The following is a 26,575-nucleotide window of genomic DNA, read 5'->3' as shown; positions in this document are numbered from 1 at the left end:
TTCCCCAGCCAGTAATGCTTAGTCTCGTTGACCAATATCGCGCAGCCTTTTGCCGCTTAACAGGTTACGTTCAATATGTTCCAGAGAAACGTTTTTGGTTTCCGGGATCAGGCAAACCGTCAGCACGATGAAGAACAGGTTCAGCGCCGCGTAGACCCAGAAGGTGTTGGCATTGCCCAGGGAGTTCAGCATCGTCAGGAAGGTCGCGCCGACAATCATGTTAGCAATCCAGTTGGTTGCTGTGGAAACAGTGATGCCGAAGTCGCGGCCTTTCAGCGGCTGAATTTCAGAACAGAGTACCCAAATTAACGGACCCGCACTCATCGCGAAGCCGACAATGAACATCAGCAGCATGGCGACGGCAAAGTACTGTGCGCCAGCTGAGTGGATGCCCATGTGCAACATGGTTCCCAGAATCCCCATGCCAAGCGCCATCACCAGGAAGCCCAGAATTAGCGTAGGTTTACGTCCCCAGCGGTCTACCAGGCCGATAGCAATAAAGGTCGCCAGCACGTTGATCAGACCAACAATTACCGTTCCCCACATCTGTTCGGTGGTATTAGTGAAACCGGCAATTTCGAAAATTTTTGGCGCGTAGTACATGATCACATTCATGCCGGTGAACTGCTGCATCACCTGCAAAAGGATGCCCAGGTATACCGCACGACGGAAATTGCTGTTGTCTTTAAACAGGCTCCAGCCGGACTGTTTGATCTTCAGGCTTTCACGAATTTCATCCAGTTCGCGTTTTGCCTGTTCGCTGGTATCACGCAGCCGATCCAGAACCCGCTGTGCGGTACGGAAGTCGCCTTTCGCCGCCAGCCAGCGAGGGCTGTTAGGCAGGAAGAAAACGCCCACCAGAAGAAGGATCGCAGGAATGGTGATCACGCCCAGCATCCAGCGCCACTCACCGGTAAAGCTGAAAGCGGTGTCAGAGAGATAAGCACCGAGGATGCCGATGGTGATCATTAACTGGTAGAGCGAAATCATGCTGCCGCGAATTTTTTCAGGCGCAATTTCTGAAAGGTACAGAGGTGCCGTGTAAGATGCCACGCCAACCGCCAGGCCCAGCAGAATACGGGCGAGGATCAGCATTTCCGGGTTCGGAGAGAGCGCCGACCATAACGAACCGATGACAAACAGCACAGCACCGATCATCAGGCTCTTTTTACGCCCAAGCCGTGAAGACATCCAGCCGCTGCCAATCGCGCCGACGGCCGCACCAAACATCATTGAGCTGACAATCCACTCCTGCTGATGAGCGGTGACATTAAAGTCTTTCGCAATAAAAGGTAATGCCCCTGCAATCACGCCGATATCCAGGCCAAACAACAGTCCGGCCAGAGCGGCAAGGAAGCAGACGAAAAAGGTCATGGCCTTATTCGATGTTCTGCTTGATTTCTTATTAACAGGCATGAAGCCTCCATATTAGTGGTACTGCTTATTGTTGTTATGAATGTTAGAAAACCCCGGAAGGTAAGACTGTGCTGTAGATCACAATGGTGTAATCGGTTACACACAGGATCTTTCTTGAAAATGGAATTTTCACACGCGCTTACGCTTTATAACCAGTTAGTCATAGCACTAAATAGTTTCTCTTGCTTTTCTGGTGTCTCTCTATCAGACAGCGCTGAAAATAGCGCATTCTGATGATAGCTGTTAAGGTTGGAAATTCTTAATTATCAGAGAAATAAAATGTTTCTTACTGTAATCGTTAACATTATTGAGTGATACCGCGATTTAATAAGGGCTTCAGTTACACGCAAGCCGCTTTTGCGGACAACAAAAAGGGCACCAGAAAGGTGCCCTTGAGAAGCGAAATGAAGACGGTTACAGACCGGCAGCCTCACGAAGCGATGCGGCTTTGTCGGTTTTTTCCCACGGGAAGTGTTCGCGACCAAAGTGACCGTAAGCCGCAGTTTCACGGTAAATGGGGTGCAGCAGATCCAGCATCTGGATCAGTCCGTAGGGACGCAGGTCAAAGAATTCACGCACCAGCAGGGTCAGTTGCTCGGTGGGCACTTTTTCCGTACCGAAGGTTTCCACCATGATTGACGTCGGTTCGGCTACGCCGATGGCGTAGGAAACCTGAATTTCACAGCGGTCGGCCAGACCGGCCGCCACAATATTCTTCGCGACGTAGCGGGCAGCATAAGCGGCTGAACGGTCAACTTTCGATGGATCTTTACCCGAGAAAGCCCCGCCGCCGTGACGCGCCATACCGCCATAAGTATCAACGATAATCTTGCGACCGGTCAGACCACAATCCCCCATCGGACCACCGATAACAAAGCGACCCGTTGGGTTGATGTGATATTTGGTGCCGGCGTTAATCCACTCTGCGGGCAGAACCGGTTTGATGATTTCTTCCATCACCGCTTCCTGCAAATCTTTCTGAGAAATATCCTCTGCGTGCTGAGTGGACAGCACTACCGCGTCGATACCGACAATTTTGCCGTCGTCATACTGAAAGGTGATCTGGCTTTTGGCATCCGGGCGCAGCCACGGCAGCGTACCATTTTTACGCACTTCTGACTGACGCTGTACCAGACGGTGGGCATAGGTCACCGGCGCTGGCATCAGCACGTCGGTTTCGTTGGTGGCATAGCCAAACATCAGGCCCTGATCGCCCGCGCCCTGTTCGAGAGGATCGTCGCGATCAACACCCTGATTGATATCCGGGGACTGTTTACCAATTGCATTCAGTACGGCACAGGAGTTGGCATCAAAGCCCATATCGGAATGGACATACCCGATTTCACGCACGGTATTGCGGGTGATCTCTTCAATATCGACCCATGCGCTGGTGGTAATTTCGCCACCGACCAGCACCATGCCAGTTTTGACATAGGTTTCGCAGGCGACACGGGCTTTTGGATCCTGCTCAAGAATGGCGTCGAGCACGGCATCGGAAATCTGGTCGGCGATTTTATCAGGATGTCCTTCTGAGACGGACTCGGAAGTAAACAGGTGTTTGGCCATTATTCTTTACCTTACTGAAACGGGTTGAAATCGACTACACAGCGCTCAGACAGAAACGGGTGACTGTTTTCAGCGCCCCCTCAGGCAAAGCCATCAACAGTAGATAACTTAAGACGCCTGGAAGTTAACCAGTTTAGATGGATTAACATCTGGACGGCTATTTTAGGGTAGTCGCCTGGCGGATTGCCAGTATTTTTTTATTGAAAGCATGTTTCTTTCCCCGGTAAAAGCGGCAAATTTTGCTGGCAACGGCGCGGGTACGCACGATTTGATTTTGCAATACCATCAGACCAACTGTATAAGGCTCTGCTGCTTTACTCCCGGTGGCTTTCTCCGTGAAATACCTTCTTTTTAAGCGAACTTTGCCAGTACTATGCTGCGGTGATTCATTTTCCCGACACCTGTAGCGGCGAAACTCTTCGCTACGGACGCTTTCAGGCTGTTCATATCATCTGAGAGCAATTAGCTACTGGTTCTCTGAGCCGTTATCCGGAGTGCGACGTGTTTGATGTTATACTTCTGAAACTGTTTAACGCCGCCTTTCAGTTTATTCTGCTGAATTTTAGCCGTGCTGTTGGCTTGTTGTTACAGTTTTTCCCTGCAATAGTAGTCGACTGTTCCACATCATTGAAAGTTGAGGCTCGCAATGTCTGACGACATCAAGACAATCAAAAGTTCGTCAGCAGGCGAACAGGGGGGACTCCGCTCCATGCAGGAGGTGGCCATGAGCGATCGGGATGCCAGTAAAATGCTGCGCACCTACAATATCGCCTGGTGGGGTAATAACTATTATGACGTCAATGAACTGGGTCATATCAGCGTCTGCCCCGATCCTGATGTGCCGGAAGCGCGTGTCGATCTCGCCAGGCTGGTTAAAGAGCGCGAAGCTGAGGGGCAGCGGTTGCCTGCACTCTTTTGCTTCCCACAAATCCTGCAACATCGCCTGCGTTCCATTAATGCTGCGTTCAGACGTGCCCGTGAATCATACGGTTATCGCGGCGACTACTTTCTGGTTTACCCGATTAAGGTTAATCAGCACAAGCGCGTGATTGAATCGCTGATTAATTCCGGTGAACCTCTGGGGCTGGAAGCCGGCTCGAAAGCGGAACTGATGGCGGTGCTGGCCCATGCCGGTATGACCCGGTCTGTTATTGTCTGTAACGGCTACAAAGACCGTGAGTACATTCGTCTGGCGTTAATTGGCGAGAAGATGGGCCATAAGGTCTATCTGGTGCTGGAAAAAATGACCGAAGTGAAGCTGGTGCTGGAAGAAGCCGAGCGGCTGAACGTCATCCCGCGACTGGGGATCCGTGCACGTCTCGCTTCGCAAGGCTCCGGTAAATGGCAGTCCAGCGGCGGTGAAAAATCGAAATTTGGTCTGTCAGCATCGCAGGTATTGCAGCTGGTGGATATCATGCGCGATGCCGGACGTATGGAAAGTCTGCAATTGCTGCATTTTCATCTTGGTTCGCAAATGGCAAACATTCGCGACATCGCCACCGGGGTGCGCGAATCGGCGCGCTTTTATGTTGAGCTGGCTAAACTGGGCGTCAATATTCAGTGCTTTGACGTGGGCGGCGGGCTGGGTGTTGACTACGAAGGTACACGTTCACAGTCAGACTGCTCGGTAAATTACGGTCTGAACGAATACGCCAATAACGTTATCTGGGCCATTGGTGATGCCTGTGATGAACACAATCTGCCGCATCCGACGGTGATCACCGAGTCGGGTCGGGCAGTTACCGCGCATCACACCGTGCTGGTTTCCAACATTATCGGGGTTGAGCGGAATGAATTCAGCACGCCGGTAGCCCCGTCTGAGGACTCCCCGCGCCCGATTGTCAGCATGTGGGATACCTGGCAGGAGATGCATCAGCCGAACAACCGTCGCTCGCTGCGGGAATGGCTGCACGACAGTCAGATGGACCTTTTCGATATCCACACCGGTTATTCGCAGGGAACCTACGATTTGACGCAGCGTGCGTGGGCCGAACAGCTCTACCTGAGCATTTGCCACTATATTCAACAGCACCTTGATCCAAGTAACCGTGCCCACCGGCCAATTATTGACGAATTGCAGGAACGTATGGCGGATAAAATTTACGTCAACTTCTCGCTCTTCCAGTCAATGCCTGATGCATGGGGCATCGATCAGCTGTTCCCGGTTCTGCCGCTTGAAGGTCTGAACAAATCGCCGGAGCGTCGGGCGGTGCTGCTGGATATTACCTGTGATTCTGACGGCACCATCGATCACTATGTGGACGGCGATGGCATTGCGACCACTATGCCGATGCCGCAGTACGATGTGGATAATCCCCCGATGTTAGGTTTCTTTATGGTGGGGGCATACCAGGAAATTCTGGGTAATATGCACAATCTGTTTGGCGACACGGAAGCGGTTGATGTCTTTGCTTTTGCTGATGGCAATGTGGAAGTTCAGCTCTCTGATGAAGGCGATACCGTTGCCGACATGCTGGAATATGTCCAGCTTGATCCGAAAGAGCTGCTGACGCATTTCCGCAATCAGGTCAAACAGAGCGATCTCGACGAGGATCTTCGTGCGCAGTTTATGGCGGAGTTTGAATCGGGCCTGTATGGCTATACCTATCTGGAAGATGAATAGTCGACCGCACCGTCAGCGTCGGGCGAGACTCATCTCTGTTTATTAGTCACCTCGCCCGATGCTGAAACAGTTTAAGGCAGTCCACAATCCTATCCCTTCCTCGTCGGGCTTAACGACGCGGCGGGGATTTTTTTTAATCGTACAGCCGGCATCAGGCTGGCTGACAGCAAAAGAGGCGCTGCTATGAATAACACCCTGGGCAACCAGTACGATAACTCTTTGGTTTCGAACGCTTTTGGTTTTATGCGTTTTCCGGTTAATTTTCAGCCTTATGACAGTGATGCTGAATGGGTGATCACCGGCGTTCCTTTCGATGCGGCCACATCGGGCCGTCCGGGCAGCCGTCTTGGCCCCGGCGCTATTCGACAGATTTCCACTAACCTGGCGTGGGAAGGCTGCCGCTGGCCGTGGAAATTTGACCTGCGCCAACATCTGAAGGTGATCGATTGTGGCGATCTGGTCTATGCCTTTGGCGATTCGCAGGACCTGAGTGACAAATTACAGGCACATGCAGAACAGCTGCTGGAAAAGGGTAAGCGGATGCTGACTTTTGGTGGCGATCACTACGTGACGCTGCCGCTGTTACGTGCCCATGCAAAACATTTTGGCAAAATGGCGCTGGTTCATTTTGATGCGCATACCGACACCTACTCAAACGGTCCAACGTTTGATCACGGCACCATGTTCTGGACCGCGCCGAAGGAAGGGCTGATCTCTCCTGAACATTCGGTGCAGATTGGTATCCGTACTGAGTTTGATCCCTCGCTGGGATTCAACGTCATCGATGCCGCGCAGGTGAACGATCGTAGCGTTGATGACCTTATCGCTGAAGTGAAAAAAACCGTAGGTTCTCTGCCGGTATACCTGACATTTGATATCGACTGTCTTGATCCGGCACATGCGCCAGGCACGGGCACGCCGGTGATTGGTGGCTTAACCACCGACAAAGCCACCAAACTGCTGCGGGGTTTGCAGGGGCTGAACATTGTTGGCATGGATCTGGTTGAAGTGGCGCCTGGTTACGATCAGTCCGATTTGACCTCACTGGCGGCAGCCACGCTGGCACTGGATATGTTGTACGTTCAGGCAGTGAACAAAGGCGCAGGCCAGCAGGGCTGAACAGGCTTATTTGCCTGCTGCGATCCGGTCCTTGATATGTTGTGCCCGGGACTGTGAAGAAGGATGGGAATCGAACATGCTGTTAGTGCCGTTTTCCATCTTAGCCAGCTTTTCGAAGCTGGTTTCCAGACCGAGTGGACTGATACCGCGTTTTTTCAGCAAATCAAACGAGTAGTCATCCGCCTGCACTTCCTGCTTCTGAGAGAACTGTGCGTTAACCAGTTTTTCGCCCAGTTCTCCCAGCTGTGACTGTGAGAGGGTCGCCGTCACGCCGCCGAGCGAGGATGCAGCGGAGCGCAACGCCGTTGTACCGTATGCCACCTGCATTGCCCGCCGGGTATGGCCCAGCGCCACATGCCCCATTTCATGACCCAGCACGCCTTCCACTTCGTTATCGTTCATCAGGTCCATCAGCCCGCTGTAAACACGAATACAGCCATTGGCCATCGCCCAGGCGTTCACCTCTTTGGTCAGGTAAACCTTATAGTTAGCCGGTGTACCATTAATGTTGTCACCCAGCGCGGCGGCAATCTTAGCCAGGCGCTGACTGTATACGCTGTTGGCAGGTGCTGGCTGTGCTTTGCTGTCCATTTGCTCACAGGACTTTACGCTCAGCTCTTTAACCTGCTCATCGTTCAGCGAAGCGGCCTGAAATGCCTGACTGCCGGATTGCATCAGCGCGGTGCTGTTAATATTCTGGCAGCCAGAAAGAACCGTCGCTACGGTCAGTGCGGTTAATGATTTAATCAGTTTCATCTATCCATCCATTAGATAACAAGGTAATAAAAACAAATACCTGCCTTAAAAGGCAGAGAGAAAACAACAACATGTTAATCTGTTAACAATGAATGCATAGCTCTGAGGTCTGAAAAATGCAACCAGACGCCTGTTTTTTTGCACTTTTCTCCATGTACATGGCCCCTGTTTTTCATGTACATTGAGGGTCGACTTTACAACCTCTCCACCTAACGTATTGATTAAAAAGGCTAAGGTGTAGAGGCGTTTAACCCGACCTGGAGTAGAAAATGTCTTCTCGTAAAGAGCTTGCCAATGCCATTCGCGCGTTAAGTATGGATGCGGTACAGAAAGCGAAATCAGGCCACCCGGGTGCGCCAATGGGAATGGCGGATATCGCTGAAGTGTTGTGGCGCGATTTCCTCAACCACAATCCGGCCAACCCGCAATGGTCCGATCGTGACCGCTTTGTGCTGTCTAACGGCCATGGATCGATGCTGATTTACAGCCTGTTGCATCTTAGCGGTTATGATCTGCCGATGTCTGAGATGGCTAATTTCCGTCAGCTGCATTCCAAAACTCCAGGTCACCCTGAATATGGTTATACCGCTGGCGTGGAAACCACCACTGGCCCGTTGGGGCAGGGGATTGCTAACGCTGTAGGGATGGCAATTGCCGAACGCACCCTGGCAGCGCAGTTTAACCGTCCGGGCCACGATATTGTCGATCATCACACTTACGTGTTTATGGGTGATGGCTGCATGATGGAAGGGATTTCCCACGAAGTCTGCTCGCTGGCCGGAACGCTGAAACTCGGTAAACTGGTTGCTTTCTACGACGATAATGGCATCTCAATTGACGGTCACGTCGAGGGCTGGTTCAGCGACGATACGGCACAGCGCTTCGAATCGTACGGCTGGCATGTGGTCCGTGGCGTGGATGGTCATGATGCTGATTCAATCAAACAGGCAATTGAACAAGCGCAGTCGGTCAGTGGTAAACCTTCGCTGCTGATGTGCAAAACCGTGATTGGTTTCGGTTCGCCAAATAAAGCAGGAACTCACGATTCACACGGCGCGCCGCTGGGTGATGATGAAATCGCACTGACTCGTAAACAGCTGGGCTGGAGCCACGCGCCCTTTGAAATCCCGCAGGACATTTATGCCCAATGGGATGCAAAAGAAGCCGGTCAGGCGAAAGAAGCTGCCTGGAACGAGAAATTTGCTGCTTACGCCCGGGCTTTCCCGGAGCTGGCCGCAGAGTATAAACGCCGCATGAGTGGCGCGCTGCCGGAGAACTGGCAGTCAGAATCACAGAAATTTATCGAGCAGTTGCAGGCTAATCCTTCAAGCATCGCCAGCCGCAAAGCATCTCAGAACGCTCTGGAAGCTTTCGGCAAGCTGCTGCCTGAATATCTCGGCGGTTCTGCCGATCTGGCACCCAGCAACCTGACCTTGTGGTCCGGTTCAAAAGCCATCAACGAAGATGCTGCGGGTAATTACATCCACTATGGCGTGCGTGAATTTGGCATGACGGCTATCGCCAATGGCATTACGCTGCACGGTGGTTTCCTGCCCTATACCGCTACCTTCCTGATGTTCGTGGAATACGCCCGTAATGCGGTGCGCATGGCGGCACTGATGAAGATTCGTCAGGTGATGGTCTACACCCATGATTCTATTGGCCTGGGTGAAGATGGTCCCACCCATCAGCCGGTCGAGCAAATGGCCAGTCTGCGCGTGACGCCGGGTATGAGCCTGTGGCGTCCTTGTGATCAGGTGGAGTCTGCGGTGGCGTGGAAATATGCCATTGAGCGTCAGGACGGGCCTACAGCCCTGATCTTCTCCCGTCAGAATCTGGCACAGCAGCCACGCGACGCACAGCAACTGGCGAATGTGGCGCGAGGCGGTTACGTGCTGAAAGAGTGCGAAGGTCAGCCAGAGGTGATCCTGATTGCGACAGGTTCGGAAGTTGAACTTGCCGTTGGCGCATATGAAAAGCTGAGCGCGGAAGGTCGTAAGGTTCGGGTGGTTTCCATGCCATCGACTGATGCTTTTGATAAGCAGGATGCGGCTTACCGCGAATCTGTCCTGCCGAAAGCGGTCAGCGCAAGGGTGGCAATTGAAGCTGGGATTGCCGATTACTGGTACAAATACACCGGTCTGAATGGTGCAATCATCGGTATGACCACCTTTGGTGAGTCCGCACCGGCAGGTGAGCTGTTTAAAGTGTTTGGTTTCACCGTGGATAATGTGGTCGCCATGGCCAAAGGCCTGCTCTGATATCTGAGGTTCGCCCTTGCGGGCGAACCTTTCCTCTTTTACCCCACAGTCTGTTCCCGCAGGTGAAAATCCTGACTTAGCGGAAACATGGGTTCCGTAATTTTCTGTACCGATGCTTTTTCCTCTTCCTTTGGCTCCTGCTGATAGGGTTTGGAATGACCATAGAAGCGTCCGTTCTGGTTTACCGAAAGCGACTCGCACTCGATAGTGCCGTCCAGATGCCCGTTCGCATTCACTGCCAGCTCATGGCTGCGACAAACTCCTTTCAGCTCGCCGCTGATTTCGATGCGATTTGCATAGACCTCTCCATCCACCCGACCATTTTTCTGCACAAAGACGGTTTTTTCAGAATTGATAACACCATTGACCGTACCATTAATATGGATGTCACCGATTGCATTGATTTCCCCCACAATCAGACAGGTTTCCGGGATAGTGGTGGTATCTGATTTATTGTGTACGGTGACGGCAGAAACCGTTTCCTCATGCTCCATGATTTCACTCTCAGGCATTGCGTCAGCTGCTGATGAGGGAGGAAGGGAGGATTGCGGTGGGATGATTATGTTGTCTTTGCGTTTAAACATCGTTATTTCCTTATTAAACAATAAATTCCTGAATGTTGCTCCGGCAACAATGGTCGAAGCCAGCCCGAACAACAAGCCTTTGAACTGGCGGATCAGTTCCAGTGAGGTTTCCCAGCCCAGGCTGAATGTAATCAGTACCAGGAGCCAGATTAGCCAGACAAACCAAAGCAGGTTGTAATTCATATTCCGGTGCGGTTAATACCAGAGGAAGGAGAGAGGAGGGCAGCAATCACCGCAATGGCGATCGGATATTTCTTAACCCGGCACTCCTTCCCTGGAGCGATTACTGAGTCGCCACGATTGTGACGTGGCCAGTGTGCGGTAACCAGCCTCGTTAATACTAACATCCGGCGACACACTGGTTACATTTAGCGTCATTTACTTTACTCCGCAGCCCAGGATCGTGGTTAAGATTTTAAACTGTGAGATTACTAAATGTGATCCTGGTCAGATTTTTAGCTTATTGCGACAGGTATCCATTCCAATTATTCCTGATAATCTCTATTGTAGCTGAACCGTTTCAGTTATTGTTATCATTGCTGAAAGTTAGCTTAAAAGTCTTGATGAGTGCGTAAGAATTCTCTGTACAAGCGTAAACGTCTGCCTCAGGCTAACGCTCCAGTTTTGTACCGAATTCTGATGCAGGGGTGATATGACGGTTCGCATTGCCATAAATGGTTTTGGTCGTATTGGACGTAATGTGCTGCGTGCGCTTTATGAAACAGGACGCCATGACGAAATCACTGTCGTAGCCATTAATGAGTTGGCTGAAGCTGCCGGTATGGCGCATTTACTGAAATACGACACCAGTCATGGCCGTTTCGCCTGGCCTGTTCGCCAGCAAAGTGATTCTCTGTGGGTGGGTGAGGATTGCATTCGCCTGCTGCACCGGGCAGAGATTAGCAGCCTTCCGTGGCATGAGCTGAATGTGGATGTGGTGCTGGACTGCACCGGCGTGTACGGCAGCCGCGCCGACGGCGAGGCACATCTTGCTGCCGGGGCAAAAAAAGTCCTGTTTTCACATCCGGGTGGTCACGATCTTGATGCCACAGTGGTTTACGGCGTGAATCAACAGGCCCTCAGGCCTGACGACAGAATCGTTTCCAATGCCTCCTGCACGACTAACTGCATAATTCCTGTTATCAAACTACTGGATGACGCTTTCGGTATTGAGTCAGGCACGGTCACCACCATTCACTCTGCCATGCACGATCAGCAGGTCATTGATGCCTACCATACCGATTTGCGGCGAACCCGAGCGGCCAGTCAGTCAATCATTCCGGTTGATACCCGTCTTGCCGCTGGCATTTCGCGTATTTTTCCGAAATTCAGCGACTGTTTTGAAGCCATTGCCGTGCGTGTCCCGACGATAAACGTGACGGCAATTGACCTGAGCGTGAGTGTGAGAGCAGCGGTAAATGCCGCAGAGGTCAACGCGTTGCTGCTTAATGCCGCAGAGGGAGCATTTAGTGGTATAGTTGACTACACGGAATTACCGTTAGTCTCCATAGATTTTAACCACGATCCGCACAGTGCCATTGTGGACGGCACGCAAACGCGGGTCAGCGGTCAGCATCTGATCAAAACACTGGTCTGGTGCGACAATGAATGGGGCTTTGCTAACCGGATGCTTGACACCACGTTAGCGATGGCCGCAAGCGGCTTCAGCCAGGGCGCGGGTTGCGCCTTTAAAATTTAGAGAATCAACGAGAGGACTCACCATGTCTGTAATTAAGATGACCGAACTGGATCTTGCCGGGAAACGTGTACTGATTCGCTCCGATTTAAACGTACCGGTGAAAGAAGGGAAGGTTACGTCAGATGCGCGTATCCGTGCTTCGCTGCCGACCATCGAAGCCGCCCTGAAACAGGGTGCAAAAGTAATGGTTACCTCCCATCTGGGACGTCCGACTGAAGGTGAATATAACGAAGAGTTCTCCCTTCTGCCCGTCGTTAATTATCTGAAAGATAAATTGTCCGCGCCTGTGCGTCTGGCGAAGGATTATCTGGAAGGCGTTGAGGTTGCAGCCGGTGAGCTGGTGGTTCTGGAAAACGTTCGCTTCAACAAAGGCGAAAAGAAAGACGACGAAACCCTCGCGAAAAAATATGCGGCTCTCTGCGATATCTATGTGATGGATGCATTTGGTACGGCTCACCGTGCGCAGGCTTCCACCCACGGCGTGGGTAAATTTGCGCCGATCGCCTGCGCGGGCCCCCTGCTGGCCGATGAACTGGACGCGCTGGGTAAAGCACTGAAAACACCTGCTCGTCCGATGGTAGCCGTGGTGGGTGGTTCCAAGGTTTCCACTAAATTTGACGTACTGAATTCGCTGGTGAAAATCGCTGACACAGTGATTGTCGGCGGCGGTATTGCTAACACTTTCGTTGCTATCGATAACAATGTCGGCAAATCGCTGTATGAGCCAGATTTCGTTGAAGCTGCGAAAAAACTGCGCGATGAATTCAAAATTCCAGTGCCAACTGACTCCCGCGTAGGCACAGAATTCTCTGAAACTGCGCCCTCCACGGTGAAAAAAGTCTCCGAAGTCAGTGATAACGAAGAGATCATGGACTTTGGCGATGAAACCGCTCTGGCAATGGCTAAATTGCTGAAAGAAGCCAAAACTATCCTGTGGAACGGCCCCGTTGGAGTGTTTGAATTCCCTAACTTCCGTAAAGGCACTGAGATTGTCGCAAAAGCCATTGCAGACAGTGACGCATTCTCTATCGCCGGTGGCGGTGATACGCTTGCAGCGATCGATCTGTTTGGTATTGAAGATAAGATCTCTTACATCTCTACCGGCGGTGGTGCTTTCCTGGAGTTTGTTGAAGGTAAGAAACTGCCAGCAGTCGCGATGCTCGAAGAGCGTGCAAAACAATAATTTTGAGGCGGAGGGTGACTTCCGCCATAGAAAATTTGCCTGATTTTCAGGCACCAAATCCATTACTACGACCGACGAAACAGGACAAAAAACATGTCTAAAATTTTTGATTTCGTAAAACCAGGCGTTGTCACCGGTGATGACGTGCAAAAAATCTTCAAAGTTGCGAAAGAGAATAAATTTGCATTGCCGGCAGTGAACTGCGTGGGAACCGATTCTATCAACGCTGTCCTGGAAACTGCTGCGAAAGTGAAAGCGCCGGTCATCATCCAGTTTTCTAACGGTGGTGCAGCATTTATTGCCGGTAAAGGAATTAAATCTGACAAACCTCAGGCTGCTGCAATCCTTGGTGCAATTTCTGGTGCGCACCACGTTCATCAGATGGCTGAGCATTACGGCGTACCGGTTATCTTGCATACCGACCACTGCGCGAAGAAACTGCTGCCGTGGATTGATGGTCTGTTGGAAGCAGGTGAAGCGCACTTCGCCAAAACCGGCAAGCCGCTGTTCTCTTCCCACATGATTGACCTGTCAGAAGAGTCTCTGGAAGAGAATATCGAGATCAGCAGCAAGTATCTGGCCCGTATGGCAAAAATCAATATGACGCTGGAAATCGAACTGGGTTGCACCGGTGGTGAAGAAGATGGCGTTGATAACAGCCACATGGATGCTTCAGCGCTGTATACTCAGCCGGAAGACGTTGACTACGCCTATGAAAAACTGAATGCGATCAGCCCACGTTTCACCATTGCAGCCTCTTTTGGTAACGTGCATGGTGTTTACAAACCAGGCAACGTTAAGCTGACTCCCACCATTCTGCGCGACTCTCAGGAGTATGTGAGCAAGAAACACAACCTGCCACACAACTCGCTGGACTTCGTATTCCACGGCGGCTCCGGCTCTTCTGCTGCGGAAATTGAAGAATCTATCAGCTATGGCGTGATCAAGATGAACATCGATACCGATACCCAATGGGCGACCTGGGACGGCATCCTGCAATATTACAAAAAGAACGAAGGCTATCTGCAAGCTCAGTTGGGCAACCCGGAAGGCGCGGACAAGCCAAACAAAAAGTATTACGACCCGCGTGTATGGTTGCGTTCTGCTCAGACCTCAATGATCACCCGTCTGGAGCAGGCATTTAAAGAACTGAATGCGGTAGACGTTCTGTAATCTTCTTTGCGTTTCAGGCCTGGTCTGACGGCCTGATAGCCGCGTCATTGACACCCTGTGAGTTCCTGCTCACAGGGTGTTTTTTTGTCTGAAAAACAGCTTAATTCTCCATCTTCTGCAGAATCGTCAGACATTACTTTCAATCAGCGTGCTGTCTGCTATGAAAACTAATGCTGTCTCATCTGGTGATAATTATCAGTCATGCACGGTAACAAATTATTAATTTTACTGGAAATTTGGCAGGATGCGCCATTTTTGGTTACGATTAGGGACTGGGATGTCAGCCTGGCTGGCAATGAATCACGGGTTACAAATCCTCGTCAATAACAGGAAAGGTAAATGGAAGATCTTAATGTAGTCGACAGCATTAACAACGCGGGGGGCTGGCTGGTTCGCAATCAGGCGCTACTACTCAGCTATGCCGTCAATATCGTGGCGGCCATAGCCATCATCATTTTTGGGATGATCGTGGCGCGTATTATTTCGAATGCCCTGAATAAACTGCTGATTGCCCGGCATATTGATGCCACCGTCGCCGACTTTCTCTCCGCACTTGTGCGCTATGGATTGATAGCGTTTACCCTTATCGCTGCGCTTGGCAGGATTGGGGTGCAGACTGCTTCGGTGATTGCGGTGCTGGGTGCTGCGGGTCTGGCCGTCGGGCTGGCTTTGCAGGGGTCGTTGTCCAACCTCGCCGCAGGCGTGTTGCTGGTGACTTTCCGACCTTTTCGCACCGGTGACTTTATTGATATCGGCATCATGGGGACGGTGCTCAACGTACAGATTTTTTCCACCACGCTGAAATCAGCCGATGGCAAGATTGTGGTGGTGCCCAACGGTAAAATTATTGCCGGAAATATCGTGAATTATTCCCGTGAGCCGGTACGCCGCAACGAATTTATCATTGGTGTGGCCTATGACGCGGATGTTGATCAGGTCATCAGCCTGTTGCAGGGCGTGGTTGATGCTGAACCACGCGTGCTGAAAGAGATGGGCGTGCAGGTTGGTCTGAACGAGCTGGCGGCTTCTTCGGTCAATTTTGTCGTACGCTGCTGGAGTAATGCAGGTGATTTGCAGAATGTATACTGGGATCTGATGAAGAATTTCAAGCGTGCGCTGGACGCAAATAACATTGGCATTCCCTATCCGCAGATGGATGTACATTTGCACCATGACAAATCTGCCAGGTCGCCAGAAGCCGTTCAGGAATAAGACGTTGGCATGAACTTCATGCATGATTAATTAATAACTCAAAGGTGGCTGCAATGCCGCCTTTTTTTGTTGCTTTAGTTATAAGAAAAACTAATTAATAATAAGTTATTTTTGTTTCTGCTAATAATTTTGCTTCATTACACTCAGCGCAATTGTTGAGAGTGGAGAAGTTTTGATGCTGTCTGTTTATCTGGAAGGAATGATGTTTGGCGCTGCATTGATCCTGCCGCTGGGGCCGCAGAATATGTTCGTCATGAACCAGGGAATGCGTCGGCATTATCATCTGATGACGGCAGGCCTGTGCACCCTGAGTGATGTGATATTAATCTGCGCCGGGATTTTTGGTGGAAGTGCCGTGCTGATGCAGTCTCCTCTGCTGCTGACATTCGTCACCTTAGCAGGCGTTGGCTTCCTGTTATGGTATGGCTGGGGGGCGATGCGTCGCGCGTTCAATAGTGGGGTGATGGTTACCTCCGGGCAGCAAGAGCTGGCGGGGCGTGGGCGTATTATCGCTACGGTGATAGCGGTCACCTGGCTTAATCCACATGTATATATTGATACTTTTGTCGTACTGGGCAGCATTGGGGGACAACTGCCGGTTACGACACGCGGTTGGTTTGCATTTGGTTCAGTCAGTGCGTCGCTGCTGTGGTTTTTTAGTCTGGCGCTACTGGCAGGCTGGCTGTCACCTTTGCTGAACAGAGCCCCTGTCCAGCGACTGATAAATTTTCTGGTCGGAGCGGTGATGTGGTGGATCGCCGTCAGGCTGGCGCTGGATTTATGTCAGTGAACTCGGTGTGAAAATAGCGGTCATAGCCTGGCAGACTCACAGGCACTCAATATGCCAAATTATTGTTTTAAAGTGGAACAATCTGCTGGTGAAAGGCCTTCGGGCGATACCAGCTTTTGTCCTTAATTCAATCAAGCTCCCATGGAGGAACCGAGTGAAGCTCACTAATCTGGCCCTGGCCGCCGTTATTGGATTAGCAAACGTACCCGTCGCCGCACTGGCAGATGAGCTGCCAAATGGCCCACATGTCGTTACTTCTGGCCAGGCCAGCGTGGATGCCACCCCGGATATCGCTACTCTGGCAATAGAAGTCAGTGTTTCTTCCGCCGAAGCGGCGACGGCAAAGAAACAGGCTGATGCCCGTGTGGCACAATATTTCGATTTTCTGGCTAAGAATGGCATCGAGAAAAAAGATATTAATGCCGCCAATCTGCGCACTCAGCCAGAGTATGACTATCTTAAAGATGGTAAAGCGCAGTTAAAAGGCTACCGTGCTGTGCGTCAGGTTCAGGTAACATTGCGTCAGCTTGATAAGCTGAATGAATTGCTGGATGGTGCGCTGCAATCAGGTCTGAATGAAATCCGTTCTGTTGAGCTGGGCGTGGCTGAACCGGACCGCTATCGGGATCAGGCCCGTCAGGGCGCAATCGATAACGCTATTCATCAGGCCGGGGTGCTGGCAAAAGGCTTTAATGCAAAGCTTGGCCCGGTGTGGAGTATTCGCTACCGGGTTGCCAACTACCAGCCTGTGCCGCTGACCCGCATGTTTAAAACAGCAGATGCCGCGCCAATGACGTCTGCTGCACAAACCTATGAGCAGCAGAGTATTCATTTCGACGATCAGGTAGATGTTGTTTTCGAGTTGCAACGTAATCAGTAAAACCGCAGTGTTTCACGGGCAGGCACCTCAGGGTGCCTGGCGCAGTACGCGATGTCCGTGGGCGATCAAAGCATCGGTCACCTTACGCATCAGACGGCTTTCCGGAGCAAAACGATGCCAGTAGAGCATCCTGCGTTGTAACAGTCCCGGCGTCAGATCTATCAGTTCACCTTCGGCCAGCTCACGTTCAATTTGCAGGTGTGGGATCATACAGCAGGTTGTACCCTGACGTGCCAGCTGCACGAATGCTTCGGAGGAATTGACGATATGGCAGGGTACGCTGCCAGGAGACAGATCGAAATTCTGCTGTAAAAAAGCCTGATGCATATCATCAAGATGGTCGAAAGCAACTGCCGGTGCTTTCAGCAGCGCTGAACGGGTCACGCCGTTTGGGAAATAACGTGCGGCAAACTCTTTCGAGCCGACAAACAGATAGTCCAGCGCGCCAAGCTGATCGACCAGGCAACTGGGTAACGGTTGCGGCTGGATACTGACAGCACCTACCACTTCTCCGCGACGCAGTCTCTCCTGGGTACGACTTTCATCCTCAACCTGGAGGTTAAGTCGCACCGGTGAGTCGGTCAGTACCGTTTTCAGCGCAGGCAGTAACCAGGTAGCAAGACTGTCGGCGTTGACCGCCAGTGACAGCAGCAGGGGCGTGGTGCCGCCATTTTCATCCCCCAGCCACTCTTCTTCCAGTAGCTCAACCTGATGCAGTAAAGCCAGCAACTTTTGTCCCTGTTCCGTCGGACGAGGTGGAACGGTGCGTACCAGCAGCGGCTGGCCAAACATATTTTCAAGCTGCTTGATACGCTGAGAAACGGCTGACTGGGTGATACACAGCTTTTGTGCGGCACGTTCAAAACCACGTTCACGGATCACTGCATCCAGCGCCTGAAGCGTTCGATAATCCGGGCGTTTCATTAGTTGCTTCAACTCTCTTTCAGGTGTGGAACCAGCACTATGCCACAGATTACTCACTTTGGGCTGTACAACATGAACTTATCAGAGCAACGCTTTGTGGGCCCGACCGCAAAGCGTCAACAAATGCTGCATGACAGGGGTGGGGTTGCTTTATACTGTCGCCTCTCTAAAGCCGCACGGATTGTAAAAATATCATGACGCAGGATGAACTGAAAAAAGCCGTTGGCTGGGCGGCGCTGGACTATGTTAAACCCGGCACCGTGGTTGGGGTGGGAACAGGGTCAACCGCCTCGCATTTTATTGATGCGCTTGCCACCATGCGACATCAGATTGAGGGGGCCGTTTCCAGCTCAGAGGCGTCAACCCTTAAGCTGAAAAGCCTGGGGATTCAGGTTTTTGATTTCAACGAAGTAGATGCACTGTCGGTCTATGTTGATGGCGCAGATGAAATTAATGGTCAGATGCAGATGATCAAAGGCGGCGGCGCAGCGCTGACCCGTGAAAAAATCATCGCGGCGGTGGCTGATAAATTTGTCTGTATTGTTGATCAATCCAAACAGGTGGACGTTCTGGGTAAATTTCCGCTGCCGGTGGAAGTTATTCCTATGGCCCGCAGCTATATTGCGCGAGAACTGGTGAAACTGGGAGGGCTGCCAGAGTATCGTCAGCATGTGGTAACCGACAACGGCAATATTATTCTTGATGTACACAATTTGCAGATTCTGGATGCTGTTGCGCTGGAAAAATCGATTAACGCACTTGCTGGCGTGGTGACCGTCGGTCTGTTCGCTGCTCGTGGGGCAGATGTTGCGCTGGTTGGCACAGCATCGGGCGTGAAAACCATTGTAAAATGATCTTGCTGGCCTGACAGCGCTTAATTTCTGCAAAAAAACATCTTTTCTTTTGTGGCTGAGATTTGGTGACTTATGTCACAAAATAACGTCCGGGAGGGTGTTCCTGCTAAGGATGTTTGCCACGTCCTGATTATCTGTCGATTTTTGCAGGCCCAAAGCTCTCACCTGATGTCTGGCAGGCAATCGTTTGTATTGCTGCGGCGTAAATTTTGATATTTTGACATAAGGCTTAACTATATCAGCCACATCTGAAGTCTGCTAAATAGGATCGGGAAATGGCAAAAGTATCACTGGAGAAAGACAAGATTAAATTCCTGTTGGTGGAGGGCGTGCACCAGAGCGCAGTAGATAATCTGCGGGCATCTGGCTATACCAACATCGAATTTCATAAAGGCGCACTGGATAGCGAAACATTAAAAGAGTCGATCCGTGACGCGCATTTTATCGGTATCCGCTCGCGCACTCATCTGAGCGAAGAGATTTTCGCGGCGGCAGAAAAGCTGGTTGCGGTGGGGTGTTTCTGTATCGGCACCAACCAGGTAGATCTTGCTGCGGCAGAGAAACGCGGGATCCCGGTTTTTAACGCACCTTTCTCCAATACCCGATCGGTAGCAGAACTGGTTATCGGTGAGCTGTTATTGATGCTGCGCGGTGTACCGGCAGCCAATGCCAAAGCCCATCGTGGCGTGTGGAACAAACTGGCGGTAGGGTCGTTTGAGGCGCGTGGTAAAAAGCTGGGCATCATCGGCTATGGTCATATTGGTATGCAACTTGGTGTGCTGGCGGAAAGCCTGGGGATGCATGTTTACTTTTATGACATTGAGAACAAATTGCCGTTAGGCAATGCGACTCAGGTAACGCATCTGTCCGATCTGTTAAACATGAGTGATGTGGTCAGCCTGCATGTGCCGGAAACCCTCTCGACGCAGAACATGATGGGAGCGCAGGAGCTGGCGATGATGAAGCCGGGTTCACTGTTGATCAACGCTTCGCGCGGTACGGTGGTCGATATTCCTGCCTTGTGCAAAGTGCTGGCTGATAAACACCTGGCCGGCGCGGCTATCGACGTTTTCCCTGAAGAGCCTGCGACTAACAGCGACCCGTTCAATTCACCGCTGTGTGAATTTGATAACGTGATCCTGACGCCGCACATTGGTGGGTCCACCCAGGAAGCTCAGGAAAATATAGGTATTGAAGTTGCCGGTAAGTTGGCAAAATATTCCGATAACGGCTCAACGCTGTCAGCGGTTAACTTCCCGGAAGTTTCATTACCTATGCACGGCGACCAGAGTCGTCTGCTGCATATTCATGAGAACCGCCCTGGCGTGCTGACTGCCATCAACAATATTTTTGCCGGACAGGGCATTAACATCTCCGCACAGTATCTGCAAACCACCCCATCGATGGGCTATGTGGTCATTGATATTGATGCGCCGCAGGATGTGGCGAATACGGCACTTCAGCTGATGAAATCTATTCCCGGAACGATTCGCGCCCGACTGCTTTACTGAGTCTGGCTTCAGAGTGTAAAAGGGCGACGCAGGTTCGCCCTTTTTTATGCTCTTTTACCAGTGCCAGATTTTTGAGGGGGTAATCATCACCGGTAAAGGCACATCCCACTCTGCTACCGGTAGCTGCTCCACCTGCTGACAATCATGGGCCAGCCCGACAGGCAGAAAGCCATGCTGTTGCCAGTTCTGTAGGGTCCGGTCATAAAAGCCGCCGCCCATGCCCAGGCGCTGTCCATGGGTATCAAATGCCACCAAAGGCACCATCACCACATCCAGCTCATTCAGTGTGACCAGGTTACGAATGTCCAGCACTGGCTCAGGAATATTCAGACGGTTACGTATCAGAGGTGTGGTGGATTGGTAACGAATAAACAGCAACTGACCGGCGGAGAAAGGATGAAGAACAGGCAGGTAAACTTCCTGCTGGCGTTGCCATAATCGCTCAATCAGGGGGTAAGTATTAAGCTCGCCATCAAAAGAGAGAAACAGCGCGATTTTCCTCGCCTGGCGAACGGCAGCGAAATCTGTCGCTCTCTCAGCGACCTGCTCTGCGGCCTGCTGTTGCTGAACTGAGCTTAACCCACGCCGCAACTGGCGAATGTGATTACGGATATTCTGGCGATCGGATAAAACGAGAGTCATCAGCGTTACCGTATCAGAGGATGTTTTAAGGATTTACTGCCGTTGGATGAAGTTATATCTGCTCACCGTTGAGCAGAACTGGTCAGGTATGAGCCATTGTAACCAGGAAGGGAATCTCCGAGATGCCGCCGCAGGCTGTAACCCTTGAACCCTTGGTTCAAGGTGAGTATGTCGTCGCAACCATCAGGCTTCCCGGACAGGCCGGGCATGCACACAGGTCACAGAGCGCCACACTCTGTTGGTATGAAATATCGGCTCAGGGGACTGGCCCGCTTGCAAACATCTCAGAGAAATTTTGTATCACCGCCACTGTAACACAGTAAACGCTGACGTGTTATTCGAATTGGGTACCGGTACGTTCTGTAATGCGACCCTGCTCAAGCAATGCCTGTTCAATGGTCTGTTGCAGCATCCGGATACGTTGTTCCATGTTGCTGGCGTAATCGCGGGTTTTACTTTTTTCCTGCGCCAGCTCATGACAAATATTTAATGCAGCAATGAACACCAGCTGCTCGGTATTTGTGACTCTAGTGCGAACTTTTAAATCTTGCAACCGCTGATTGAGGTCTTCGGCAGCCATGTTCAGCGCATCTTGCTGTTCAGGCGGGCAATTCACTCTTAAAGAACGGCCAAAAATTTGAATATCTACGGGTTGAGCAGACATGAAACCATCCTGACTGATTATTTCGCCGTCAATCTCCCTTGCCACTCAACAGGTTGGGAGGGTGAGGACTATAACTACCACGCTGGGAAGAAACAACCCCTTTCTGGAATCCTTGAGGCACCTGGTGGTAGCATAACATGAACTTCATCAGCCAACGACGACCAAAACGTATGTCACTAACAAACACAATGCCAGGCTACGATGCGCTGGCTTCAGCACTTACGCAGCAGGGTGTGGCAATGACGCCTGCTGAAATGCACGGTCTGATTAGCGGACTCATCTGCGGCGGCAACAGCGACAGCAGCTGGCAAACGCTGGTTCATGATTTGACTAATGAAGGCATGGCCTTCTCGCAGTCACTGATGCAGCCGCTACAACATTTGCATCAGACGGTGAGTGATACGCTGGAAGATGATGGTTTTATGTTTCAGCTTTATCTGCCTGAAGATGAAGATATTACCGTGTTTGACCGTGCGGACGCCCTCGCTGGCTGGGTAAACCATTTTCTGCTGGGGCTGGGCGTATCACAGCCTAAGCTGGCTCAGGTGAAAGGTGAAACCGGAGAGGCGATTGACGATCTGCGTACCATCGCCCAGCTGGGTTATGATGAAGATGAAGACCAGGATGAACTGGAACAGTCACTGGAAGAGGTGATTGAATATGTTCGGGTAGCGGCTCTGTTGTGCCATGAAACCTTCAGCCGCACCAGCGCGCCGAAGCCGGAAGTGAAAAAAAATACTCTGCATTAAGCTGGTCTTAGCCATTATATGGACTGCATTCAGGAGAAGTTGATGACACAGCAAGAGTTCGTACAACGTCGCCAGGCGCTGTTGGCAAAAATGGTCCCGGCCAGCGCCGCGATTATTTTTGCCGCCCCAGAAGTGACCCGCAGCAACGACAGTGAATATCCCTATCGTCAGAACAGTGACTTCTGGTACTTCACCGGTTTTAACGAACCCGAAGCGGTACTGGTGCTGATCAAAAGCAGTGAAAATCACAATCACAGCGTGTTGTTTAATCGGGTGCGTGATTTGAATGCAGAGATTTGGTTTGGCCGCCGGCTTGGGCAGGACGCCGCACCGGAGAAACTTTCCGTCGACCGGGCGCTGCCCTTTGACGATATCAGCGAGCAGCTGCCTCAGTTGCTGAACGGCCTTGACGTGGTTTATCACGCGCAGGGTCTTTACACGCAGGCCGATGATTTGCTGTTCGCAGCCCTGGAAAAATTGCGGCGAGGATCCCGGCAAAATCTTATCGCTCCCGCCACGCTGACCGACTGGCGACCATGGGTTCATGAAATGCGTCTGTTTAAATCGCCGGAAGAGCTGAGGATTTTGCGTGAAGCCGGACGTATCAGCGCCCTGGCTCATACCCGTGCGATGCAGCAGTGCAGACCAGGAATGTATGAGTACCAACTTGAAGGGGAAATTCATCATGAATTCAATCGTCATGGGGCCAGATTTCCTTCTTACAATACCATTGTGGGATCGGGTGAAAACGCCTGTATTCTCCACTACACCGAGAATGAGTGTCAGCTGCGCGACGGCGACCTGGTGCTGATTGATGCCGGGTGTGAGCTTCAGGGCTATGCCGGGGATATCACCCGAACCTTCCCGGTAAATGGTCAGTTTTCTGCGCCACAGCGGGCGATCTACGACATTGTGCTGTCATCTTTGAATAAAGCACTGGAACTGTTTCGTCCGGGAACCAGCATCCGTGAAGTGAACGAGCAGGTGGTGCGCATCATGGTCACCGGGCTGGTGGAACTTGGCGTGATGAAAGGTGACGTGGAAACGTTAATTGCCGAACAGGCGCACCGCGAATTTTATATGCATGGGCTCAGTCACTGGCTTGGGCTGGATGTGCATGACGTCGGATTTTACGGCAATGACCGCGACAGAATTCTCGAATCGGGCATGGTGATTACGGTTGAGCCGGGTCTTTATATTGCGCCGGATGCGGATGTTCCTGTGGAGTATCGTGGAATTGGTGTTCGCGTGGAGGATGACATTGTCATCACTGCTGAGGGCAATGAGAACCTGACTGACAGCGTGGTCAAAGATGCGGATGAGATTGAAGCACTGATGGCGGCAGCAAAGGCATCATGAGCATAGTGATTGCAGGCGGAGGAATGGCCGGTGCCACGTTGGCGCTGGCCATTTCTCGTCTTACCCAGGGTAAAGTGACAGTCACGCTGGTGGAGGCAACCGCTCCGGCAAGCCGAACGCATCCAGGCTTCGATGGACGGGCAATAGCGCTGGCCGACGGGACCTGTCAGCAACTGGCGGCGATTAATCTCTGGCCGGTCCTAAAAAGGTGCGCGACGCCAATCACTGATGTGCATGTCAGTGATCGTGGTCATGCCAGCTTTGTTTCCATCGCGGCGCAGGACTATGGCATTGCTGCATTGGGGCAGGTGGTGGAGTTACATGATGTTGGGCAGCATCTGTTTGCGATGCTGAAAAAAGCACCGGGTGTTCGCTTGTGCTGTCCGGCGAAAGTAACAGCCGTGGTGCGCAGTCAGCAGCAGGTCAGCGTCACCCTGGACAATGGGGATGTGATTAATGCGCAGCTGCTGGTCGCCGCAGATGGCTCGCGCTCTCCGGTGGCTGCCTCCTGTGGGATTCAGTGGCAGGCTGAGGATTATCAGCAGATCGCGGTAATCGCCAATGTTTCCACGGCACAGCCTCACCGTGGGCGGGCTTATGAGCGTTTCACCCGGTATGGCCCTCTGGCGCTGTTACCGATGTCAGGTGGGCGAAGTTCTCTGGTCTGGTGCCATTCGCTCTCATCTCAGGCGCAGGTTGATGGCTGGAGTGAGCAACAATTTCGTGATGAATTACAACAAGCCTTTGGCTGGCGACTTGGGCACATCACCCAGGTGGGACAGCGCCACAGCTACCCGTTACAGCTTCAGAGAGCGACACAGCATGTTTCTCATCGTCTGGCGCTGGTAGGTAATGCGGCACAAACGCTGCATCCTATCGCCGGACAGGGATTTAATCTGGGTCTGCGCGATGTCATGTCGCTGGCAGAAACGGTGGCCGGTGCATTTCGTCACGGGCAGGATACTGGCAGCTATGCCACCCTTCAGCAGTATCAGCAGCGGCGTCGGACAGATGCGGCAACAACCATTGGCATTACAGACAGCCTGGCCAGACTGTTTGCCAATAACTACACGCCGTTGGTTGCGGGGCGCAATCTGGGCCTGATGGCGATGGATTCCCTGCCGCTGGTGCGTAATTTGCTTGCCAGGCGTACGTTAGGCTGGGTAAAGCGTTAAGGAGAGAGCAGAGATGCAAACGTATGATGTGATCGTGGCGGGTGGTGGTATGGTCGGTCTGGCCGTTGCCTGCGGTTTGCAGGGCAGCGGCATGAAAGTGGCCGTTCTGGAGCGTGAAACTCCCCCGGTGCTGACGGCCAGTGATGCACCGACATTACGGGTGTCAGCGATCAATGCGGCGAGTGAGCGTTTTTTACAGCATATGGACGTCTGGAATCAGATTGTCGCCTGCCGGGCCAGCGCGTATCACGCTATGGAGGTCTGGGATCGGGACAGCTTTGGTGACATTACATTTGATGATCAACAGCAGGGCCTGCCTCACCTTGGACACATTATCGAAAATACGGTCATTCAGCAGGCATTATGGACGAAAGCCAGTGAGCAGCGTGATATCACTCTGATCCCGGGCGCACAACTGCAACAGGTGGCTTTTGGCGATAACGAAGCCTTTGTGACGTTGAATGACGGCACCATGATTGGAGCCAGGCTTCTGGTGGCCGCTGACGGTGCAAACTCATGGCTGCGCAACAAGGCGGATATTCCGCTGACATTTCATGACTATGAACACCATGCGCTGGTGGCAAACATACGCACCCGACAGCCACATGGTGCGGTTGCACGTCAGGTTTTCCACGGTGAAGGCATTCTGGCTTTTCTGCCGCTCAGCGACCCGCATCTCTGTTCCATCGTCTGGTCACTGCCGCCTCAGGAAGCCGCGCGGCTTCAGTCAATGCCGGCAGAGGTATTCAACCAGCAACTGTCGGTGCTTTCCGATCTGCGTCTCGGTTTGTGTACGCTGGAAAGTGAGCGGGAAACCTTTCCCCTGATGGCACGCTTTGCCCGCAGTTTCGCCACTCATCGTCTGGCGCTGGTGGGTGATGCCGCACATACCATTCACCCACTGGCAGGGCAGGGAGTGAATCTTGGTTTTATGGATGCAGCAGAACTGGTTGGTGAACTGAAACGTCTGCATCAGCAGGGCAAAGACATTGGTCAGCACCTTTATCTGCGTCGGTATGAGCGTCGCCGCAAATACAGCGCGGCGATGATGCTGGCTGGAATGCAGGGCTTCCGCGAGCTGTTTGATGGCAACCATCCGGCAAAGAAACTGCTTCGTGACGTTGGACTCAGCCTGGCCGACAAACTTCCGGGGGTGAAACCTCGTTTGCTGAAGCAGGCGATGGGGCTTAACGACCTGCCGGAATGGCTGCATTAATCTTCATTGCTCCAGCATTTATGCCCATCCTGCAACCAGCGGAAATGAACGGAAAATATTTCACTGTTCCGTTCATTCCTTTTCTCCAGCGATGACATGGGCTAATGGCCTGACCGGCAATCACCATCTTACCGTCAACGTTAACTACCTTCCTCTGCTGCCCGCCGGTTTGCCTGCCAGGAGGCAATAACCGCATTATCCAGACGGTATAATCTCCCC

22 protein-coding genes and 1 other RNA gene are annotated in these 26,575 nt (G+C 52.0%); 15 read left to right on the top strand and 8 right to left on the bottom strand.

The features are described 5' to 3' along the window. Positions 1-18: 18 nt before the first annotated feature. Positions 19-1,416, bottom strand: coding sequence for a sugar porter family MFS transporter (locus tag AC3RPL_RS01435; protein ID WP_261640962.1), 1,398 nt, complete (start codon positions 1,414-1,416; stop codon positions 19-21). 414 nt (positions 1,417-1,830) lie between these two features. After that, positions 1,831-2,982: a methionine adenosyltransferase gene (metK, locus tag AC3RPL_RS01430; RefSeq protein WP_490738705.1), complete on the bottom strand. Its 1,152-nt coding sequence runs from the start codon at positions 2,980-2,982 to the stop codon at positions 1,831-1,833. Between the two features lie 646 nt (positions 2,983-3,628). On the opposite strand from metK, the gene speA reads away from it, so the two are divergent. Both speA and speB read left to right on the top strand, forming a co-directional pair. After that, complete coding sequence (speA, locus tag AC3RPL_RS01425; RefSeq protein ID WP_490738704.1) at positions 3,629-5,605, top strand: biosynthetic arginine decarboxylase; 1,977 nt, start codon at positions 3,629-3,631, stop codon at positions 5,603-5,605. Between the two features lie 183 nt (positions 5,606-5,788). Further along, positions 5,789-6,724 carry an agmatinase gene (speB, locus tag AC3RPL_RS01420; RefSeq protein ID WP_490738703.1) on the top strand — a complete coding sequence of 312 codons (936 nt, stop codon included), beginning with the start codon at positions 5,789-5,791 and terminating at the stop codon, positions 6,722-6,724. A gap of 6 nt (positions 6,725-6,730) precedes the next feature. Here the strand turns inward: speB and loiP are convergent, their stop codons facing one another. Then, complete coding sequence (gene loiP / locus AC3RPL_RS01415) at positions 6,731-7,480, bottom strand: metalloprotease LoiP (RefSeq protein ID WP_490738702.1); 750 nt, start codon at positions 7,478-7,480, stop codon at positions 6,731-6,733. Positions 7,481-7,749: 269 nt separating this feature from the next. Here loiP and tkt point away from each other — a divergent pair, with 269 nt between their 5' ends. Then, complete coding sequence (tkt, locus tag AC3RPL_RS01410; RefSeq protein WP_490738701.1) at positions 7,750-9,741, top strand: transketolase; 1,992 nt, start codon at positions 7,750-7,752, stop codon at positions 9,739-9,741. Positions 9,742-9,779: 38 nt separating this feature from the next. Here the strand turns inward: tkt and AC3RPL_RS01405 are convergent, their stop codons facing one another. Continuing rightward, entirely contained in the window at positions 9,780-10,508 is a 729-nt protein-coding gene (locus AC3RPL_RS01405; protein ID WP_490738700.1) for a bactofilin family protein, read from the bottom strand. 469 nt (positions 10,509-10,977) lie between these two features. On the opposite strand from AC3RPL_RS01405, the gene epd reads away from it, so the two are divergent. The 6 genes from epd (at position 10,978) to AC3RPL_RS01375 (ending at position 17,262) form a co-directional block, all read left to right on the top strand. Beyond that, entirely contained in the window at positions 10,978-12,024 is a 1,047-nt protein-coding gene (gene epd / locus AC3RPL_RS01400) for an erythrose-4-phosphate dehydrogenase (protein WP_490738699.1), read from the top strand. Between the two features lie 22 nt (positions 12,025-12,046). Further along, entirely contained in the window at positions 12,047-13,207 is a 1,161-nt protein-coding gene (gene pgk, locus AC3RPL_RS01395) for a phosphoglycerate kinase (protein WP_490738698.1), read from the top strand. Between the two features lie 93 nt (positions 13,208-13,300). Then, the gene (fbaA, locus tag AC3RPL_RS01390; protein WP_034940086.1) at positions 13,301-14,380 is read left to right on the top strand and encodes a class II fructose-bisphosphate aldolase; all 1,080 of its coding nucleotides are present in this window, start codon (positions 13,301-13,303) and stop codon (positions 14,378-14,380) included. A 339-nt stretch (positions 14,381-14,719) separates the two neighbouring features. Next, positions 14,720-15,592: a small-conductance mechanosensitive channel MscS gene (gene mscS / locus AC3RPL_RS01385; RefSeq protein WP_490738697.1), complete on the top strand. Its 873-nt coding sequence runs from the start codon at positions 14,720-14,722 to the stop codon at positions 15,590-15,592. Positions 15,593-15,767: 175 nt separating this feature from the next. Continuing rightward, positions 15,768-16,382 carry an arginine exporter ArgO gene (argO, locus tag AC3RPL_RS01380; RefSeq protein WP_490738696.1) on the top strand — a complete coding sequence of 205 codons (615 nt, stop codon included), beginning with the start codon at positions 15,768-15,770 and terminating at the stop codon, positions 16,380-16,382. Between the two features lie 154 nt (positions 16,383-16,536). Continuing rightward, on the top strand, positions 16,537-17,262 hold the full coding sequence (locus tag AC3RPL_RS01375) for an oxidative stress defense protein (RefSeq protein ID WP_490738695.1): 726 nt from the start codon (positions 16,537-16,539) through the stop codon (positions 17,260-17,262). 27 nt (positions 17,263-17,289) lie between these two features. Here the strand turns inward: AC3RPL_RS01375 and AC3RPL_RS01370 are convergent, their stop codons facing one another. Then, entirely contained in the window at positions 17,290-18,186 is an 897-nt protein-coding gene (locus AC3RPL_RS01370) for a LysR family transcriptional regulator ArgP (RefSeq protein WP_034940077.1), read from the bottom strand. 194 nt (positions 18,187-18,380) lie between these two features. Between AC3RPL_RS01370 and rpiA the strand changes: the two genes are divergently transcribed. Next, entirely contained in the window at positions 18,381-19,040 is a 660-nt protein-coding gene (gene rpiA / locus AC3RPL_RS01365; RefSeq protein ID WP_034940075.1) for a ribose-5-phosphate isomerase RpiA, read from the top strand. Positions 19,041-19,315: 275 nt separating this feature from the next. Then, on the top strand, positions 19,316-20,551 hold the full coding sequence (serA, locus tag AC3RPL_RS01360; protein WP_034940073.1) for a phosphoglycerate dehydrogenase: 1,236 nt from the start codon (positions 19,316-19,318) through the stop codon (positions 20,549-20,551). A 54-nt stretch (positions 20,552-20,605) separates the two neighbouring features. On the opposite strand, the gene AC3RPL_RS01355 is transcribed toward serA, so the two are convergent. The 3 genes from AC3RPL_RS01355 to zapA form a co-directional block, all read right to left on the bottom strand. Further along, positions 20,606-21,193, bottom strand: a complete 588-nt coding sequence (locus AC3RPL_RS01355) for a 5-formyltetrahydrofolate cyclo-ligase (RefSeq protein ID WP_490738694.1) — start codon at positions 21,191-21,193, stop codon at positions 20,606-20,608. Between the two features lie 110 nt (positions 21,194-21,303). Then, positions 21,304-21,487, bottom strand: a non-coding RNA gene (gene ssrS / locus AC3RPL_RS01350) — 6S RNA. A gap of 40 nt (positions 21,488-21,527) precedes the next feature. Next, positions 21,528-21,857: a cell division protein ZapA gene (zapA, locus tag AC3RPL_RS01345; RefSeq protein ID WP_261640948.1), complete on the bottom strand. Its 330-nt coding sequence runs from the start codon at positions 21,855-21,857 to the stop codon at positions 21,528-21,530. Positions 21,858-22,027: 170 nt separating this feature from the next. On the opposite strand from zapA, the gene AC3RPL_RS01340 reads away from it, so the two are divergent. The 4 genes from AC3RPL_RS01340 to ubiI are packed head-to-tail and all read left to right on the top strand — an operon-like array spanning position 22,028 to position 26,356. Continuing rightward, positions 22,028-22,606 (top strand): YecA/YgfB family protein, encoded by a 579-nt coding sequence (locus AC3RPL_RS01340; RefSeq protein ID WP_034938764.1) that lies wholly within the window; start codon positions 22,028-22,030, stop codon positions 22,604-22,606. 42 nt (positions 22,607-22,648) lie between these two features. Beyond that, positions 22,649-23,965 (top strand): Xaa-Pro aminopeptidase, encoded by a 1,317-nt coding sequence (gene pepP, locus AC3RPL_RS01335; RefSeq protein ID WP_490738693.1) that lies wholly within the window; start codon positions 22,649-22,651, stop codon positions 23,963-23,965. Continuing rightward, positions 23,962-25,140: a 2-octaprenyl-6-methoxyphenyl hydroxylase gene (ubiH, locus tag AC3RPL_RS01330; RefSeq protein ID WP_490738692.1), complete on the top strand. Its 1,179-nt coding sequence runs from the start codon at positions 23,962-23,964 to the stop codon at positions 25,138-25,140. The genes pepP and ubiH overlap by 4 nt, the downstream gene beginning before the upstream one ends. A 13-nt stretch (positions 25,141-25,153) precedes the next feature. Further along, positions 25,154-26,356 (top strand): FAD-dependent 2-octaprenylphenol hydroxylase, encoded by a 1,203-nt coding sequence (gene ubiI, locus AC3RPL_RS01325; RefSeq protein ID WP_490738691.1) that lies wholly within the window; start codon positions 25,154-25,156, stop codon positions 26,354-26,356. The last annotated feature ends 219 nt before the right edge of the window (positions 26,357-26,575 follow it).

The sequence above is a fragment of the Erwinia papayae genome (assembly GCF_058241465.1).
This window is presented reverse-complemented; position numbering and strand designations above follow the sequence as displayed.